The sequence below is a fragment of the Collinsella sp. AF23-4AC genome, assembly GCF_003462685.1.
In the GTDB taxonomy this organism is placed as follows: Bacteria; Actinomycetota; Coriobacteriia; order Coriobacteriales; family Coriobacteriaceae; genus Collinsella.
Genome location: NZ_QRVE01000006.1, coordinates 7,213 through 25,591 on the forward strand (window position 1 = coordinate 7,213; position 18,379 = coordinate 25,591).

Annotated in this window: 14 protein-coding genes; 7 read left to right on the forward strand and 7 right to left on the reverse strand. The window is 59.9% G+C overall.

The genetic code is table 11. From position 1 onward, the window contains the following. Nucleotides 1-9: 9 nt before the first annotated feature. Nucleotides 10-921, reverse strand: a complete 912-nt coding sequence (locus DWY05_RS04855; RefSeq protein WP_117837216.1) for a hypothetical protein — start codon at nt 919-921, stop codon at nt 10-12. Between the two features lie 214 nt (nt 922-1,135). Here DWY05_RS04855 and DWY05_RS04860 point away from each other — a divergent pair, with 214 nt between their 5' ends. Beyond that, nucleotides 1,136-1,546, forward strand: coding sequence for a peptide deformylase (locus DWY05_RS04860; protein ID WP_117820880.1), 411 nt, complete (start codon nt 1,136-1,138; stop codon nt 1,544-1,546). A gap of 75 nt (nt 1,547-1,621) precedes the next feature. On the opposite strand, the gene DWY05_RS04865 is transcribed toward DWY05_RS04860, so the two are convergent. After that, complete coding sequence (locus DWY05_RS04865; RefSeq protein WP_117820887.1) at nt 1,622-3,103, reverse strand: aminotransferase class I/II-fold pyridoxal phosphate-dependent enzyme; 1,482 nt, start codon at nt 3,101-3,103, stop codon at nt 1,622-1,624. A 201-nt stretch (nt 3,104-3,304) separates the two neighbouring features. Continuing rightward, nucleotides 3,305-4,162, reverse strand: coding sequence for a LysR family transcriptional regulator (locus DWY05_RS04870; protein ID WP_233504006.1), 858 nt, complete (start codon nt 4,160-4,162; stop codon nt 3,305-3,307). Nucleotides 4,163-4,280: 118 nt separating this feature from the next. On the opposite strand from DWY05_RS04870, the gene DWY05_RS04875 reads away from it, so the two are divergent. Both DWY05_RS04875 and DWY05_RS04880 read left to right on the forward strand, forming a co-directional pair. Further along, complete coding sequence (locus tag DWY05_RS04875) at nt 4,281-5,192, forward strand: DMT family transporter (RefSeq protein ID WP_117820878.1); 912 nt, start codon at nt 4,281-4,283, stop codon at nt 5,190-5,192. 210 nt (nt 5,193-5,402) lie between these two features. After that, nucleotides 5,403-7,649, forward strand: coding sequence for a KUP/HAK/KT family potassium transporter (locus DWY05_RS04880; protein WP_117820877.1), 2,247 nt, complete (start codon nt 5,403-5,405; stop codon nt 7,647-7,649). Between the two features lie 81 nt (nt 7,650-7,730). On the opposite strand, the gene bsh is transcribed toward DWY05_RS04880, so the two are convergent. Beyond that, on the reverse strand, nt 7,731-8,696 hold the full coding sequence (gene bsh / locus DWY05_RS04885) for a choloylglycine hydrolase (RefSeq protein WP_117629622.1): 966 nt from the start codon (nt 8,694-8,696) through the stop codon (nt 7,731-7,733). Between the two features lie 131 nt (nt 8,697-8,827). After that, nucleotides 8,828-9,247, reverse strand: a complete 420-nt coding sequence (locus DWY05_RS04890; protein WP_117563534.1) for a peptide deformylase — start codon at nt 9,245-9,247, stop codon at nt 8,828-8,830. 193 nt (nt 9,248-9,440) lie between these two features. Between DWY05_RS04890 and DWY05_RS04895 the strand changes: the two genes are divergently transcribed. The 4 genes from DWY05_RS04895 (at nt 9,441) to DWY05_RS04910 (ending at nt 15,669) form a co-directional block, all read left to right on the forward strand. Beyond that, nucleotides 9,441-10,754, forward strand: coding sequence for an NCS2 family permease (locus tag DWY05_RS04895; protein WP_089573357.1), 1,314 nt, complete (start codon nt 9,441-9,443; stop codon nt 10,752-10,754). A gap of 207 nt (nt 10,755-10,961) precedes the next feature. Then, nucleotides 10,962-12,734 carry an LPXTG cell wall anchor domain-containing protein gene (locus DWY05_RS04900; protein WP_158558694.1) on the forward strand — a complete coding sequence of 591 codons (1,773 nt, stop codon included), beginning with the start codon at nt 10,962-10,964 and terminating at the stop codon, nt 12,732-12,734. Nucleotides 12,735-13,005: 271 nt separating this feature from the next. After that, a complete protein-coding gene (locus tag DWY05_RS04905; protein ID WP_158558693.1) occupies nt 13,006-14,796 on the forward strand; it encodes a carbohydrate-binding domain-containing protein in 1,791 nt (596 codons plus the stop codon). 207 nt (nt 14,797-15,003) lie between these two features. After that, nucleotides 15,004-15,669, forward strand: coding sequence for an alpha/beta hydrolase (locus tag DWY05_RS04910; protein WP_117776047.1), 666 nt, complete (start codon nt 15,004-15,006; stop codon nt 15,667-15,669). A gap of 60 nt (nt 15,670-15,729) precedes the next feature. On the opposite strand, the gene DWY05_RS04915 is transcribed toward DWY05_RS04910, so the two are convergent. After that, nucleotides 15,730-17,064: a uracil-xanthine permease family protein gene (locus DWY05_RS04915; protein WP_117776046.1), complete on the reverse strand. Its 1,335-nt coding sequence runs from the start codon at nt 17,062-17,064 to the stop codon at nt 15,730-15,732. A 122-nt stretch (nt 17,065-17,186) separates the two neighbouring features. Continuing rightward, nucleotides 17,187-18,320, reverse strand: coding sequence for a 5-methyltetrahydropteroyltriglutamate--homocysteine S-methyltransferase (locus DWY05_RS04920; protein WP_233504005.1), 1,134 nt, complete (start codon nt 18,318-18,320; stop codon nt 17,187-17,189). Nucleotides 18,321-18,379: the final 59 nt, after the last annotated feature.

Sequence of the window (18,379 nt, forward strand, 5' to 3'; positions counted from 1 at the left end):
GCAACCCAATTAGAAGCGGTTGCCGCGGAAGCCGCCACCGTTGCGGCCGCCGCGATCACCACCGCGACCGCCGCGGTCGCCGCCACGGTTGCCGCCGAAGCCGCCACGGTTGCCGCCACGGTCGCCAAAGCCACCACGGTTGCCGCCAAAGCCGCCGCGACCGCCGCGGTCGCCGCCACGGTCGCCAAAGCCGCCACGGCCGCCGCGATCGCCGCCGCGACCGCCGCGGTCACCGCCACGGCCACCGCGATCGCCAAAGCCGCCGCGACCGCCACGGTCGCCGCCACGGCCACCGCGCTCGTCACGGCCGCCGCGAGGACCGCGGTCCTCGTCCAGGCCCATGGCGACGAGCGGAGCGATGACCTTATCGAGAGCAGCCATCAGCTCGGTGGCCTCCTCGTAAGAAAGCTCGGGCAGGAGCTTCTCCTTCTTGTTGGCAAGCTCGACCAGGCCCTCAGCGGCATCCTCGGCAGCAAAGACGACGATCTTGCGCATATCGCCCTCAGCGTCGTCGATGCGGCCGACCAGGTCGGCAGCCTCGGCCTCGGCCATCAGACCATCGAGCTCACGAAGGCGCATACCCAGCAGGTCGGACATTTCCTTCTGCTCCATCTTGGGCTTGAGGTCAAGAAGCTTGATGGCGCGCTCGATGTTCGCCATGCGCTCGGCCTTGGCCTCCTCCTCCTTGGAAATAGCAAAGCGACGGCTGCGCAGCAGGCGGGCGGCCTTCTGCATCTTGTCCATCAGCTCTTCGTCATCGTAATCAACGGCGGCCTCGACAACCTCGGCCTCCTCCTCGGCGGAAACCTCGTCAGCAGCCTCAGCCTCGGCAGCTTCGGTCTCCACGGTCTCGACTGCCTCGACCTCGGCAGCCATGGTCTCGTTCTCGGTCTCGTTCATGATCTCTTCGTTCTCGGACATGAGACTCCTTCTTGGCCCTCTCGGGCATCATCGCCCCATTCGCGGGGCCCGTCGCGCACTCTTTGCGCTTTAAACATTCATGCCTCTCGGCAAAACGTCCATTAGTTTATGGTGTCGCCATTCAATCTAGCTGCAGAATCTATGTACACACATTAATGCGACATGTCGCGGTATCATGGCCTGAACCAAACGTATCCACCTTAAGGAGCCCGCCATGATTAAGCCCATCATGAAATCCGAGTTCTTTTTGCGCCTGCCTTCCGAAGACGCGGGGCCCGACGATGCCGCGACCGGGCAGGACCTCCTGGATACGCTCCACGAGCATGAGCACGAGTGCGTGGGCCTCGCCGCCAACATGATCGGGGTGCGCAAACGCATCATCTGCGTAAAGGACGGTAACAGGGCGCTCCTGATGTACAACCCTCAAATTCTTGAGCAGGTCAATGCCTATCAGACGAGCGAAGGATGCCTCTCGCTGATCGGCGAGCGTCCCTGTACCCGCTATCGCCGCATTAAGGTGGAGTATTTGGACGAGAGCTTCATTCACCGCATCAAAAACTTCTCGGGCTACACCGCCGAGATCATCCAACACGAAATCGACCACTGCCAAGGAATCGTAATCTAGTTCCGCCGATTCAAGAAAGCTCCCTGCAGCAAAACAACTGCAGGGAGCTTTTCATAGTGCGGAACTTCTATCCCACTAGCTCTGGCGGTAGTGATCGAAGAAGTCGGCGAGGTCTTCAAGCGACTCTTTGAGCACTTCCATGCGCGGCAGGTACACGATGCGGAAGTGGTCGGGTTCGCCCCAGTTAAAGCCGCCGCCGCGCGTGATGAGAATCTTCTTCTCGTGCAGCAGGTCGAGGGCAAACTGCTCGTCATCGGTGATGTTGAACTTCTTCACATCCATCTTGGGGAAGATATAGAACGCTGCACGCGGCTTGACCACCGAGATGCCGTCGATATTGTTGAGTGCCTCATACACAAAATTGCGCTGCTCGTAGACACGACCGCCCGGGCGGATATAGTTGTTAACAGACTGATGGCCGCCGAGCGCCGTCTGGACGATCGACTGAGCCGGCACGTTGGAGCACAGGCGCATGTTCGAGAGCATGTTGATGCCCATAATAAAGTCGCTCATGCAGCGCTGGTTGCCCGAAAGCACCATCCAGCCAATACGATAGCCCGCAATCATGTGCGACTTGGAAAGGCCGCTAAAGGTGACGCAGGGCAGGTCGGGAGCGAGCGAGGCAATCGAGACGTGCTCGTAGCCGTCCATGCACAGGCGGTCGTAAATCTCATCGGCAAAAATCATGAGCTGGTGCCTGCGCGCGATCTCAACGATACCCTCGAGCACCTCGCGCGGATAGACCGAGCCCGTGGGGTTGTTGGGGTTGATGATGACGAGGGCCTTGGTCGCGCTCGTGATCTTGGACTCCATATCCTCCAGGTCGGGATACCAATCCGCTTGCTCATCACACAGATAGTGAACGGGATGACCGCCGGCAAGGGTTGCGCACGCCGTCCAGAGCGGATAGTCGGGGCTGGGGATCAGAATCTCGTCGCCATTGTCGAGCAGCGCGTTCATCGAAAGCTGAATGAGCTCGGACACGCCGTTGCCCGTGTAGATGTGCTCCATCTGAACATTGGGCAGGCCCTTGATCTGCGAGTACTGCATAATCGCCTTGCGTGCAGAGAACAGGCCGCGCGAGTTGGAATAGCCTTCGCAGTCGGGCAGCTGCTGGCGCATATCCTTAATGACCTCATCGGGCGTGCGGAAACCAAAGGGCGCCGGATTACCGATGTTGAGCTTGAGAATACGCTCGCCTTCGTCCTCCATACGGGCAGCCTCGTCGACGACGGGACCGCGCACGTCATACAGGACGTTATCGAGCTTGGTGGATTTAGAAAAAGTACGCATGGTGGTGCTCCTTGGAATTTGAGCTGAGGGATGGGGTTCAGGCTTGGAAACGTTGCGGGGCGATGATGTCTCGCCTTGGTCGGCGCCACCGGCGAGCAGCCAGGTAACATCGACCTCCAAAATACGAGCGAGCAGCTCTGCCACGTCGCGCCGCGGAATCGTCTTGCCGCTCACATATTGGCTCATCTGGCTCTTGCCGAGTTTTTTGCCGAGCATCTCCGATGCGCGAATCACGTCCGACTGTCGAACGTCGCGATCGGACATAGTCTGTCGTAGGCGATCGCTAAACGTCTCTTGGGCCACTAGAACCTCCTTGCTGGCAAAGTTCAATTTATAGAACACGAATTGAACCTAAGTTCAATTTAGGCAGCAGTATAACGCGGCACCTCATTCGAAAGTTCAATTTCATAAGAAAATGTACCAGACTCTGAGATTTGCCCAAAGCGGACAATAACGTGTACACGTTTAGAGGTATTCGAGGAAACGAGCCGCCGCAAGCGAAACGTCAGCCGTTCGATATATGGCGTTGATCTGCCGATGGGGATGCCCTTCGAGCGGGCGCACGGCAACATCGAACTGGCAACGCCGCAAGATGAGCGCCGGAAGAATGCTCACGCCCAGGCCGTCCTCGACCATGGCCATAATCGCATAGTCATCCCAGGTCGACAGCTTAGAGCGCACCGCCAGGCCCGCGTGGCGAAACAGCGGCGTAATCTCGTCGTCGCTACCGCGTTCCAGCAGAATAAACTGCTCGTTGGCCAAATCGGCAAGGGAAACGACCTCCGCGATGGCAAGCGAGGAGTCCGCTGGCACCACGGCCATCAGCTCGTCTTGCACCAACGGCCGCGACGCCATGCCGGCGCCGCGTGGCTCACGCGGGATGAAGCCCAGATCGCAGCGGCCCTCTGCCACCCATTGTTCAATCTCTGAGTAATCGCCCATCAGCAACTCATAATCGACGTCCGGGTGATCGGCGCGAAAGCGCGCGATCACCGGCGGCAGCACGTGGGTCGCCACACTCGAAAACGTACCGATGCAGATTTTGCCGCGCATGAGCCCACGCATCTCATCCACCCGTCGCTGCAAACGAACAAATTCCTCGCATAACGCCTCGACCGCCGGCATAACTTGCCGCCCATCGGCAGAAAGCACTACGCCCTCGCGGCTTCTATCGAGCACTTTAAAGCCCCAGTCGGCCTCGAGATCGGCCACCATGCGGCTCACGCCCGATTGTGAATAGCTCAGGCGCTCGGCAGCACGCGTAAAGCTTCCGGCGCGCACGGTCTCCAGCAGCACCTGCATCTTTTGAATATTCGTTTCCACGGCACGTTCCCACCTTTGCATGAGTTTTTGTCATGTTTGCCATGCATTATATTCGCTTTTCTTCTATTGCCAGTTCACCCATAGTGAACATGCTCAGATATAGAGGGGATGTCAGCGCATGAACAACGGGCTGTTTACGTACTTAGCAGCATTGCTATTGTTTGGTTCCAACGGCATCATCGCCGCTGCCATCGCGCTGCCAAGCTCCGATATCGTGCTACTACGCACGTTTTTGGGAGCCCTCTCACTTGTCACTATCCTCGCCATTACCCAACGCCATAAACTGCAGGCGCCATCTCGCCCCCGCGAAGCCGCAGCACTCCTTCTCTCGGGAGCCGCGCTGGGCGCCAGCTGGATTTTTCTGTTCCGCGCCTACCAGACGATCGGCGTCGGCGTATCCTCGCTGCTGTACTACTGCGGCCCCATCATTGTCATGGCGCTGTCCCCACTCATCTTTGGCGAAAAGCTGACCGGCGGCAAAATCGCCGGCTTCATCGCCGTTGCTTGCGGTGCTTTTCTCATTGCAGCGCAAGGTCTAGGCGGCAATATGCCCATTGCGGGTATCGCCTGCGGCATCGCCTCGGCATTTTGCTATGCGCTGATGGTCATCGCTAGCAAGGGTGCGCCACACATCGAAGGCCTCGAGAACTCCACACTCCAGGTGAGCGCCGCCTTTGTGACCGCGCTGGTCCTCACGCTCATCACGCAGGGCGCTCCCTCATTCCTATCCGCCGGCGTCGCCGCCAGTATTGATTGGCACGCCGTCGTCATGCTCGGCGTCGTCAACACCGGCATCGGTTGCCTGCTCTACTTTAGTGCTGTCGCCAAGCTGCCCGTCCAGACCGTCGCGGTCGTCGGCTACCTCGAGCCGCTTTCAGCCGTCGTGTTCTCCGCCGTCCTTTTAGGCGAAGCCATAACACCGGTCCGCCTGATGGGCGCCGCGCTTATCATCGGCGGCGCGATTTTTTGCGAACTCGCAGGCAAACGCGCAAGCGCCAAGGCCGGCATCGCCCAGGCGGCACGTGCTTAAAACCCCCTCTTCAGTTTCGAAGCAGGGGCGCGTCCGCGGCTATCACATTGCAGCAAGCCATTCAGCGGATATGCCCCTGCTTTGAAATGCTACCTGCGTACAAAAATAATCCCCAGCTGGGGATTATTGTCTAAAACACCCCGATGTGCCAAACTGCTCTTGTATGTATAAAGATGGCATAAAGATTATCTGCCCTAGACAGATAACCAGATGTCCAAGGGAGTCCACGTGGCACACAACAAACTGGAGGCAAACCCCCAAGACCAGCGTAGTCAAGGCGGGCATGGCGCCATTCCCCTCTCCGCTGGCATGCTGCTCGTAACGCTCGGCGTCGTCTATGGCGACATCGGCACGAGCCCCATGTATACCATGAAATCAATCGTCGCCAACAACGGCGGCATCGGTACCGTCAGCGAGGACATGATCCTGGGCGCGCTTTCGCTCGTCATCTGGACCATGACGCTCGTGACCACGGTCAAGTACGTGGTAATCGCCATGAAGGCCGACAACCACAACGAGGGCGGCATCTTCGCCCTGTTCAGCCTCGTACGCAAGGTGGCACCGTGGCTGATTCTTCCCGCCATGATCGGCGGCGCGGCGCTGCTCGCCGACGGCATCCTCACCCCCGCCGTCACGGTCACCACGGCCATCGAGGGCTTGCGCACCATCGAGTGGGGTCACGCGCTTTTGGGTGACGGGCAAACCAACGTCATCATTATTACCATCATCATTATCTGCGGCCTATTTGCCATGCAGCGCGCCGGCACCTCGTCGATCGGCAAGCTGTTCGGCCCGCTCATGACGCTGTGGTTCCTGTTCCTGGCAGGCGCCGGTCTGTTCAACATGCTCGGCAACCTGTCCATCTTGCGCGCGCTCAACCCCATCCGCGGCATTATGTTCCTGTTCTCGCCCATCAACCATCCGGGCATTATGGTGCTCGGCTTTGTCTTCCTGTCGACAACCGGTGCCGAGGCACTCTACTCGGACATGGGCCACGTGGGCAAGGCAAACATCTATGCATCCTGGCCATTTGTTAAGGCGGCCCTTATCCTCAACTATCTGGGTCAGGGAGCTTGGCTACTCGCCAATAACTCCAACCCCCAGATGCTCGCGATGGATATCGTCAACCCGTTCTATATGATGCTCCCCGAGCCCCTACGCCCCTTTGCCATCGTGCTTTCGGCCGTGGCGGCCATCATCGCCTCACAGGCGCTCATCACCGGCTCGTTCTCGCTGGTATCCGAGGCAACGCGCCTCAACCTTATGCCGCACCTGCGCATCCACTACCCCAGCGACACCAAGGGCCAGCTCTATATTCCGCTCGTCAATAACATCATGTGGGTCGGCTGCATCTTCATCGTGCTGCTGTTCCAAAACTCCGAGCGCATGGAGAGCGCCTATGGCCTCGCCATTACCGTGACCATGCTTATGACCACCACGCTTTTGACGAGCTATATCGCCGGCATTCTCAAGCACAAGCTGGGCGCCTGCGTCTTCGCCCTGCTCTTCGGCGCCATTGAGCTGTGCTTTTTCGCCTCGTGCCTCACCATGTTCTTTGACGGCGGCTACGTCATGATCTTCTTGGCCTCGCTGCTGTTTGGCCTTATGTATGTGTGGCGCCGCGGCACCGCCATCGAGCGCACGCAAACGATCCTGCTGCCCGTCTCCAAGTACATCGATCAGCTCAACCGTCTGCGCAGCGACGAGACCTACCCCGTACTCGCCGACAATCTGGTGTTCCTCACCAACAGCCCCGATCCGCTCACGCTCGACCGCGACGTGCTCTATTCCATCCTAGACAAGCATCCCAAGCGCGCCAAGGCATACTGGTTCATCAACGTGCACGTTACCGATGAACCCTATACGCACGAGTACTCCGTCGAGACCTTTGGCACGGACTTTTTGTTCCGTGTGCGTCTGGACCTGGGCTTTAAGGTCAATCAGCGCGTTAATGCCTACCTGCGCCAGATCGTTGGCGACTTGATGACATCGGGTGAGCTGCCGCCGCAGCATCACACCTACTCCATCTACGAGACCCGCGGCAACGTGGGCGACTTCCGTTTTTGCATGCTGCGCAAGATGCTCGCCCCCGAAACGGACATCAACCGCAATGACCACCGCGTCATGGCCATCAAGTACGCCGTCCGCCGCGCCTGCGGAAGCCCGGCACGCTGGTACGGTCTAGAGAACTCGGCCATCATCATCGAGTACGTGCCGCTGTTTGCCCGCATGCGCCCGGCCGTTAAGCTCGTGCGCACCCAGGTGCCGCTCGAGGTTCAGATCGAAGAGGCCGAGGAAATGGAAGTCGACATCTTCTCGGACGACCTGGTCAACGGCAACGAGGCCGGTAAGAATATGAACGTCGATCCCACCGAGTTGCTCGAGAGCGTCGCCGATACGCCCGAACAGCAACTCGACGGACTCGAGAGCACCCAGTTCAACGACGCCAACTTCTAACACGCCACCAGCCATTGACGACAACGGCCTCGCATCTCATAAGAGGTGCGAGGCCGTTTTATGTCGCAACGGACCAGTGAGCTACGAACGACGCGGCTCGGGAACCACGAGCCTATCGGGGCTCGCGCCCTCGGCATCCATCAGGCTCACGTAGCGAATCGACGGATCCCCATACATCGCGTAGTAATAATTGCCCGTGCGCGCGCTAAAGCATCCGGTATAGATAGTCTTCTCGAACTTGCCATCGCCCATCCTGGACGCCCCCTCAATCATCACCACGCCCTCGAGCGAGCGGAACATGCGAACGACGTTTTCGGTCTCGCTCTCCTTTTGCGGGTAATTGGCATTGAGGTACGCCGCCTTTACAAAACGGCTCGGCGAATAGCAATCGCCCGGAATGCCGCGCATGCCGGCACCGGCTCCATAGGGCTTAAGCTCGGCGCCACGCCATGTCGCCGTCTGCGGAAAATCGCTTGTGGCGGTGATATAGGTGCGCAGGTTTTCCATGTGCCACGGGAAGGTCGGCTGGTTGGCAAGGGTGTCGACCGGATCGTCGTATACATGCAGGCCGTCAGCCATCATCTCGACCACGATGCTGCGCTGGCTGTCGCCGATAATCCAATGGAGCAGCGACACGCCCAGCCCCTCTCCGGCAGATTTGGCGACAATCACCGTGTCGCGCAGCGCGGCCTCGACCTCATCGACCGTCGAGAACGTCGCTGCCACCCACAGGGGAAACTCATAGGCCGCGATATTGTTCTTGCCGTCGACAGGGCCCTCGGCATACTCGGCATAGCCGGGAAAGTTGAGCCCCGCCACAGCCAGACCCGCATCGTTACCACAGTCGAAAAACATGGGATAGTTCTTGTAATCGATGCACATGCCGATTACCGCGTGTGCCGCCGACGCATCGTCGATAAACGAATACGGAATGTGGAACCCGCGCGGCATCACGCGAACCTGTTGGCCGTAGTCAAAGCTCCAGTCGAGGTTGCGGCCCAGATACATGTGGCCAGAATTATCGGTAAATCGAATGCTCGTGCACATAGCGCCTCCTAGCTTTACGGTCCTGCTAAGGTTATTGTCACCAAACAAAAAGGCGCTAAACACAAAAGCCCGGACATGACAACAATGTCACGCCCGGACCAAAAGAGACGAAGTGCGGTGCTTTGGTCCCCTTAGACCAACTTTCCAAGACAGTGGTCGATCATATGCTGGACCATCTGCGCCTCAAAGCCGACAAAGTCCTGCTTGCGCTCGCGCATCTTGCCATCGACGATCTGGTCAAAGGCAACCTTGCACTTGATATAGCGCGTGGACTTGGTGACCTCCTCGTGCGTCAGGCAGCTCTCCTCCATCTTGCTGGCGCCCAGGCCAAACACCAGACGGGGGTTGTAGAGCACGTGGGGCTCGCCGGCGTCGTCCAGGTAGACGCAGACCTTCTTGGTAACGCCAATCTGGTTAGCGGCAAGGCAGCCGGCATCGTCGAGCGACTTGATGGTATCGATCAGGTCCTGAGCAACCGACTCGTCCTCGACGGTCGCAACCTCGCAACGCTGGGACAGGATAGCCTCGTCGTGGCAAAGCTCTTTAATCATACGTTCCTCCATAGGGGTCGTTGTAACCGCTTAAGTATACGGTACCCACACATTTTCATGCGATAAATACCGTCCGTCTGTTACAAAGCGCCGAACATCAACATGCGAGGAACAGCAAGGTTGTAAAGACGATATAGTAAGTGAGTTCGTGTCAATCGGCCTAAACTCGGGGCCGAACAAGGAAAGGGTATGCATGGACGAACTTTTTCACGTCAGTGAGCGCAAGTCCACAATCGGGACCGAACTTCGCGCTGGACTGACAACATTCCTGGCGATGGCCTACATCATCGCCGTCAACCCCGCAGTGCTCTCGGGCGCTGGCATCGATGCGGGAGCGCTCGCCTGCGCCACCTGCCTGGGCGCCGGCATCATGACCATCTGCATGGGCATCTTCGCCAACCGCCCGCTCGCCTGTGCGTCGGGTCTGGGCATCAACGCCATGATTGCGGGCATCGCCACCACCATGTGCGGCGGCGACTGGCACGTGGCCATGAGCGTTATCTTCCTCGAGGGCGTCGTCATCTTGCTGCTCGTCCTTTGCGGCCTGCGCGAGGCCATCATGGACGCCATCCCCGTGGTCCTGCGCCACGCCATCTCGGTGGGTCTGGGCCTGTTTATCGCCATGATCGGCCTGTGCGACGCCGGCATCATCACCGCTGGCGCCGGTACGCTCGTCGGCCTGGGCGACATCGCCTCCCCCACCTTTATCGTCGGCATCATCTCCATCGTCGTGACGGTTGCCCTGGCTTCCCGCAACGTGCCGGGCTCGCTGCTCATCGGCATCATCGTCGCCGTTATCGCCGGAATCCCGCTGGGCGTCACCCATGCGCCCGAGGGCCTCATCGCACCGCTCGACTTCTCGACCTTCGGCGCCCCGTTTGCCAGCACTGCCGACGGCAACCTTGCCATCGTGAAGGTCCTGACCGACCCGATGCTGCTCGTCGTTGCCTTCTCGCTGCTCATGAGCGACTTCTTCGACACCATGGGCACCGCGATGGCCGTCGCCAAGCAGGGCGAGTTCTTGACCGAGGACGGCAATGTCGAGGACATCCGTCCCATCCTGGTCGTCGACTCCGTGGCCGCTGCTGCCGGTGGCTTTATGGGCGTCTCCTCCATCACTACCTTCGTCGAGTCCACCTCTGGCGCTGCCGACGGTGGTCGCACGGGCCTCACCTCCGTCACCACCGGCGTGCTGTTCATTCTCGCCGCGTTCTTCTCCCCCATCGTCACCATCGTTTCCAGTGCCGCCACCTGCGGTGCTCTGGTCTACGTCGGCTACCTCATGATGAGCGAGGCCTCCGAGATCGACTGGTCCGACGTGTCGCAGGGCTTCCCGGCGTTCATGATTGTCGCCGGCGTGCCCTTCACCTACTCCATCTCCGCCGGCATTGGCCTGGGCTTTATCGCCTACGTGATCGTCGCGCTCTTTAAGGGCGAGGCCTCCAAGATCAAGCCGCTCATGTGGATCGCAGCCCTTGCCTTCCTCGTCTACTTCTTCGTAGCGTAACGGCAAAGCTGCCAAAGCAGAACACCAAAGCGCGGAGTCGCATCGAGCGGCTCCGCGCTTTTCTTTTAAGCCCAGGCAACGCACGGATGCGCGATGTATTGCTTCCCAAGTTTTGGACATTTTGCCCTCCAAACGGCACTACCGCCGGCTACATCCTGCAGATATGCTGGGCGTAATCGCATAGGCCCTATGAGGATGGGAGTAACCATGGCCGCCTTGTTCACGTCCCCCAAGCGCAATGACAAAACCTCTGGAGCCCATTTTGTCGAGCCCGACGTGCGCCGTCGCACGCTGCTCGCACACGGCAGCTGGCGCCGCGTGACACGCCGCATCGTTGTAGGCGCCGTATGCGCGCTCACGGTAAGTTCGCTGCTCATGCCGAGCGTCTCGCTCGCGGCCGAGTGGGTGGACGTCGGCGGCACCCAATACAACGCCGGCACCGCGGCGGGCGACGCCGCCGGCACCTGGAGCTGGGACGGCGCCGACGACATGAAGCTCAACGGCTATAACGGCGACGCGATCGAGGCAGCGGGCAAGCTCAACGTGAGCTACGAGGGCAACAACACCGTCACTAACGACAACGGCCGCGGCATCAAGGTTAAGGATGGCGCGAACGAGAACGCCGAGCTTAATATTCAGGGCGACGCGTCCAGCACGCTCAACGTGACATCTTCTCGTGACGCCATCACTTCCGTCGGCAACATCAACATCGACGGCGCTGGCACTGTCAACGCCACGAGCACCGAGCACGATGCCATCGATGCCGGGGGCGATGTCACCATCAAGGGCTCGGGAAACGTTAACGCCACGGGCGATTCGGATGGCATCAGGGCCGACGGCAACATCACGATCGACAACAGCGGAACCGTCACCGCCAAGGCCACCGAGGATCAGGGTATCGATGCTAACGAGAACCTCATCATAAAGGGCGGCGGCAAGGTAGAGGCAAGCTCTATCAAAGACAATGCGATTTGGGCCGACGGCAACATCGAGATCTCGGGTGGCAGCCAGGTCAAGGCAAGCTCCGAGGAAGACGCCGCCATCGACGGTAAAAACAGCCTCACGGTCACGAACGCTTCCCTCAACGCAAGTGGCGTTGGGTATGGCATCTATGTCTACAAGGGCATCACGCTCGATGGCGCGACCGTGACGGTCCGCGCAAGCTCAGATGGCGGGGAAGCCAGCGCACTCTTCACCGATGAGGACGACATCGTCATCAAGAACGGCTCGACTGTGGATGCGCTCGCAGAAGGCAGGTTCTCGGTTGCAATCTCCACCAGTAATTTCTACTCCGACGAAGCGGGTGGCCATATCTACATCAGCGACTCCGTTGTCAAGGCCATAGCCCGCTATGCCGAGACCGGCGGCGACGGCCCCGACCACTACAGTGGAGACCAAAACGACGAAATCATCCCTGAGTCCGAGGGCCTGAACATCGGCATCTTCGCGCAGACCGAGAAGGGCATCACGCCCGCGACCATCTCGATCGTCCGCAGCAAGGTCACGGCCGAGGGAGACACGGCGGCTATCTTCGCCCTTGCCATGAGCGCGGACGGCAAGGCGATCGGCACCATCGAAATCAAGGACGCCACCATCCAGACGCCTGCAGGCGGCAAAGTCATTGACTATCGCAACAAGGAAGAGCTCAGCGACGGCATCGTCTACGAGGCGGGGCAGACCATCGGCACGGGCGATGCCACGATTGACTCCCCCTATGACGCCGCTGTCGCCAAGAGCACGGTCATCGTGCCTCCCGAGGAGACCAAGCCCGAGGAAAAGCACGGCAAGACCAAGCCCGAGGGTTCCAAGTCCGAGGGCACGAAGACAACCAAGACCGTTGCAGTTGCAGCCAAGGGAGCCAAGACCGTCGGCAAGCTCGCGGCAACCGGCGACACCTCGAACGCAGCCATCGTGGCAGCCGCCCTTGCGGGAACAGCCGCCATCGCCGCAGGCGCCCTGGCGAGTCGCAAACGCTCGTAAACACTTTTTCGCACAGGACGGGTGGATCGCAGCCCTTGCCTTCCCCGTCTACTTCTTCGTAGCGTAAGGGCAAGGCTGCAAAAGCTGAACAATAAAGCGCGGAGTCGCCATGCGGCCCCGCGCTTTTCTTTTAGCGTTGGTCCCTGCGCCGGCGTGCGGCCTATTTCTCCCCCATTTTGGCCATTTTGCCCTCCAAACGGCACTACCGCCGGCAACATCCAGCAGATACGCTGAACCTAGCCGTATAGGCCCTATGAGAACGGGAGCAACCATGGCAGCCTTGTTCACGACCCCCAAACGCAATGACACTACCGCCGGAACCCATGTTGCCGAACCCGACGTTCGCCGTCGCATAGGACTCGCGCACGGCAGCTGGCGCCGCGTGACGCGCCGCATCGTCGTAGGCGCCGTGTGCGCGCTCACGGTGAGCTCGCTGCTCATGCCGAGCGTCTCGCTCGCGGCGGAATGGGTCAAGGTCGGCGAAACCAAATACAACGCCGGCACTGCGGCGGGCGACGAGACCGGCACCTGGTCGTGGGACGGCGCCGACGACTTGAAGCTCAACAACTATAACGGCGGCGAGATCCAGGCCGCAGGCAAGCTCAACGTGAATTACTCGGGAAACAACATCGTCACTGCCGACTGGATCGAAGGCATCAAGGCTTCTCATGGCAAGAATGAGAACGCCGAGCTCAATATCCAAGGCGACGCGGGCAGCACGCTCAGCGTGACATCTACTGAGGACGCTATCCTCTCCACGGGTAATATCAACATCGACGGAGCCGGATCCGTCAACGCCACGAGCGCTGGGTTTGATGCCATCGACGCCGAGGGCGATCTCGCTATCAAAGGTTCGGGCAACGTCAACGCCACGGGCGTATCGGATGGCATCAGGGCAAACGGCAATATCACGATTGACGACAGCGGGGCCGTCACCGCCAGGGCTACCAAGGACAAGGGTATCGGAACCGACAAGAACCTCACCATCAAGGGTGGCGGCACAGTCGAGGCAAGCTCAGCCGATGGTGAGGCCATTTGGAGCGGCGGCAACATCAATATCTCGGACGGCAGCCAGGTCAAGGCGAGCTCCGAGAAAGACGCCGCCGTCGAGGCCAAGGGCAGCCTCGCAGCCACAAACGCCTCCCTCAACGCAAACGGTGTTGAATATGGCGTCTATGCCCACAAGGGCATCACACTCGATCATGCAAACGTGACAGTCCGCGCAAGTAAAGGCAGATACGGTGACGCCATTGCCCTCTTCACCTACCAAGACGATATCGTCGTCAAGAACGGCTCCACCGTGGACGCGTTTGCGGAAGGCGAGGTTTCGGCTGCATTCTCCACCAGAAACGATCGACCCAACGAGGAGGGTGGCCACATCTACATCAGCGACTCCGTTGTCAAGGCCATAGCCCGCTATGTCGAGAACGGCGACGGCCCCATCCCCTACAGCGAAAACCAAGATGGTGAGACGAGCCCCGAGCCCCAAGGCGAGAACATCGGCATCATCGCCCAGACCAGCGAGGGCGTCACGCCCGCAGTCATCTCGATCATCCGCAGCAAGGTAACGGCCGAAGGAGATACAGCGGCAATCTTTGCCCGTGCCATGAGCGCTGACGGCAAGACAATCGGCACCATCAAGATTGAGAACGCCGCCATCCAGACGCCCGAAGGCGGCAAGGTCATTGACTATCGCAAGCTCCGTGACGGCATCTACGAGGCAGGCCAAGCCATCGGCACGGGCGACGCTGTGATCGACTCCCCCTATAACGAAGCTGTCGCCAAGAGCATGGTCATCGCACCTCCCGAGGTAGCCAAGCCGGAAGACCCCAAGCCCGACGAGACCAAGCCCGCAGAAAGCAAGCCCGCGGAGTCCAAGCAGAACCCCAAGCCTGAGTGCTCAAAGCCGACCAAGGCCGTTGCGGCTTCAATCACGAAAGCCAAGACTACCGGCGTGCTCGCGGCAACCGGCGACACCTCGGGTGCGGCCATCGTGGCAACCGTCCTTGCGGGAACAGCCGCTATCGCCGCAGGCACCATGGCGAGCCGCAAGCGCTCTTAGACGCCTCTGCGCACATGGCAGCTCCCGCGAAGGCCCCGAGTCCCAGCACCGTTTAACAACGCCACCGCCGAGCTCCCCTCCGGCGGTGGCGTTTTCCATATGCGTCCGCAGGGTATGCACGAGATTGTCTTTGGTCTAGCCCAACCTGCATGAGCCGGCGTGCGACAATGGGGGCCGTCGATATCACAACGCCGAGAGAAGCCCGTCATGGAAGCGCATCAAAAGCAGATAACCGTTCATGCACAGCATGCCGAAAGCGCACCAGTCATCTATCTTCCCGTGGTCATGGGCGACGGCACGGAGGTTTATGAACGCTGCCGAGAGCTCAACTGCCCGCCCTTCACGCTTGTCGGCATTGGCAGCCTCAACTGGAATCGCGAGCTGAGCCCCTGGGTATGCGACGGTACCGTGCGCGATGCCGAGCCCTTTGGTGGACAGGCCGCTGGTTTTCTTGACGAGTTGTTGAAGCAGATAATCCCAGAGGCCGAATCATCGCTCCCGCAACCGCCCACCTGGCGCGGCGTTGCCGGCTACTCGTTGGCGGGTCTTTTTGCACTGTGGGCACTTTGGCAAACAGATGTCTTTGAGCGCGCGGCGAGTGCATCGGGGTCGCTGTGGTTCCCCGGCTTTATCGACTACGCGCGCGAGCGCACGATGACAGCTACGCCCGACGCCGTCTATCTGTCACTCGGCAAAAAGGAAACCAAGACGCCCAACCGCATGATGCGGCACGTACTCGACGATACGCGCGCGATGGAAGAGCTGTTTATCGAGCGTGACATTCCAACAACGCTGGAGCTCAACCCCGGCAATCACTTTACCCAAACTGACCTGCGCATGGCACGCGGCATCCACTGGATACTGACGCATTAAAAATGGCATCCACGCGTACATACGCATGGACGCCATTTTTGATTTGGCTGAACGCAGCTGCTATTCAGCAGTCTCCTCAAGCTCGGAAGTATCGAACTCAAAGTCGTTACCGGGCAGGATGGCGTTGAGCACAATGCCCACCAGCGAGCCCACGGCAAGGCCCGAAAGCGAAATCGTCACGCCGCCCAGCTCCAGCACGATGGCACCGGCGGTACTGTAGGCAATGCCGAGCGAAAGCACGAGCACCAGAGCCGCCACCAGCACGTTGCGGTTGTTCTGGAAATCAACCTGGTTCTCGATGAGGTTACGTACACCAACGGCGCTGATCATGCCGTAGAGCACGAGCGACACACCGCCGATAACGCATGCCGGCATGGCGGCAATCACCGCAGCAAACTTGGGGCAGAACGAAAGCACAATGGCGCAGCAGGCGGCAATGCGAATCACACGTGGGTCGAACACACGCGTCAAGGCAAGCACGCCGGTATTCTCGCCATACGTCGTATTGGCGGGGGCGCCAAAGAGCGATGCCAAGATGGTCGCCAGGCCATCGCCGAGCAGGGTACGGTGCAGACCGGGATCGGCAATGTAATTGCGTTCGCAGGTAGAGCCAATGGCGGAGATATCGCCGATATGCTCGATCATAGTTGCAAAGGCCAGCGGCATGATGGTGATGATGGCCGTCGTGGCAAGACCGCTATCGAACTGCGGTCCAAAGAGCGCAAACACGGTGTTGTCCCACACGACGGGCAAGCCAACCCAGGGGGCGGCTGCGACGCCAGAGAAGTCGACCTCGCCCAGCGCGGCCGCAACGGCATAGCTCACCACAACGCCCAGCAAAATCGGCACGATCTTGACCATGCCGCGCCCCCAAATATTGCAGATGACGATCACGGCCACAGCGACAACGGCAACAAGCCAATTGGTCTGGCAGTTGGCGATAGCAGAGCTTGCCAAGATCAGGCCGATGGAAATGACGATGGGACCGGTCACCACCGGCGGGAAGAAGCGCATGACGCGCTTGGCGCCAAAGGCGCGGAACAGCGTTGCCAGCACCGGATAGAGCAGGCCGGCGCAGGCAACGCCCAGACAAGCGTAGGGCAAAAGCTCGGCCTCGCCGTTGGGTGCAATGGCGACATAACCCGCGATAAAGGCAAACGACGAGCCCAGGAACGCGGGCACCTTACCGCGCGATAGAAAATGAAACAGCAGCGTGCCGATGCCGGCGAACAGAAGCGTCGCCGAAACGGAAAGGCCGGTGAGCACGGGCACGAGCACCGTGGCTCCGAACATCGCAAACATGTGTTGCAAACCCAACACAAACATGCGCGGGCGGCCGAGCGACGATGCATCGTAGATGGCATCGGTGACGGCGGGCGTCGAAGACTGGGACATGGAAGTCCTTTCGAATGGAAGGGCGATCAGGCATATCGGATAACCTGCCCGAACGATACGATCCGAACCATTGTACGCGATATGCAGTACCTCGCACGCGCCGCCACCTGCAAACGCTAGCGCTATTTCCAAACGCGCTCGGCAATACGCCTGACCAGCGCAATCTTTGCCCACTGCTCGTCCTCGGTCAGCTTATTGCCAATCTCGCAGCTGGCAAAGCCACACTGCGGAGACAGATACAGGTTCTCGAGCGGCACGTACTTTGCCGCCTCGCGGATGCGCTCGACGATAGCATCCTCGTTCTCGAGCTCTGCCGCCTTGGTGGTCACCAAGCCCAGCACGACCTTCTTGCCGGGAGCAACGTACTTGAGCGGCTCAAAACCACCGGCGCGGGGCGTGTCGAACTCCAGATAGAACGCGTCAACGTCCTCATGCGCAAACAGGTACGGCGCGATGGGGTCGTAGCCGCCCTCAAAAGCGTAGGTGGAGTGGTAGTTGCCGCGGCATACATGCGTGTTGATAACCAGATCGTCGGGCTTGCCCTCGATGGCGACATTGTTGAGCGCCACGCCCAGCTCGCTTACCTTTTGCAGGTCGACCGGGCTCATGCCGGTTTTGGCAACAAAATCGGTATCGCAGTAGATGCCCCAGGTGCAGTCATCAAACTGGATGTTGCGGCAGCCCGCGGCATACAGGTCAGCAATCACGGTGCGGTATGCTGCGGCAATGGCATCGACGAGCTCTTCGTCGGTCTTGTAGACGGCGTGCAGACTCTCCTGCTGGCCATCGCAGCGGTCGAGTGTGACTTCGGAGAACGTCTGGATCGGCGCCGGAATGGTCTGGCGCGCGACCTGGCCCTCTCCCTCGAGCGACTTGATAAATTTGAAGTGCTCGACGAACGGATGATTCTCGCCGCTAATGGGACCGGTTACCACGGCGGTGTCGGCGGTAGTCTCCTCATCGTGGAACATATAGCCCGTGCGCGAGGCGCGGCGCTCAATGCCGTTGAGGCCCCACATAAAATCGAGGTGCCAGTAGCTGCGGCGGAACTCGCCATCGGTAATCACCTGCAGGCCGGCAGCCTTCTGCTTGGCCACTAAGTCGCGGATGGCCTCGTCCTCGACGGCCTTAAGGCCGGAAGCGTCGAGTTTACCCGCGACATAGGCGGCACGGGCGTCCTTTACAGCCTGCGGACGAAGAAAACTGCCGACGATATCGGCACGAAACGGCGCGTTCGGTTGAATCGAAGTGCTCATAGATATCTCCCTTTGCATTGGTTGCTTTACTGGGACAGAGTATGAGCGCTCATATGGAC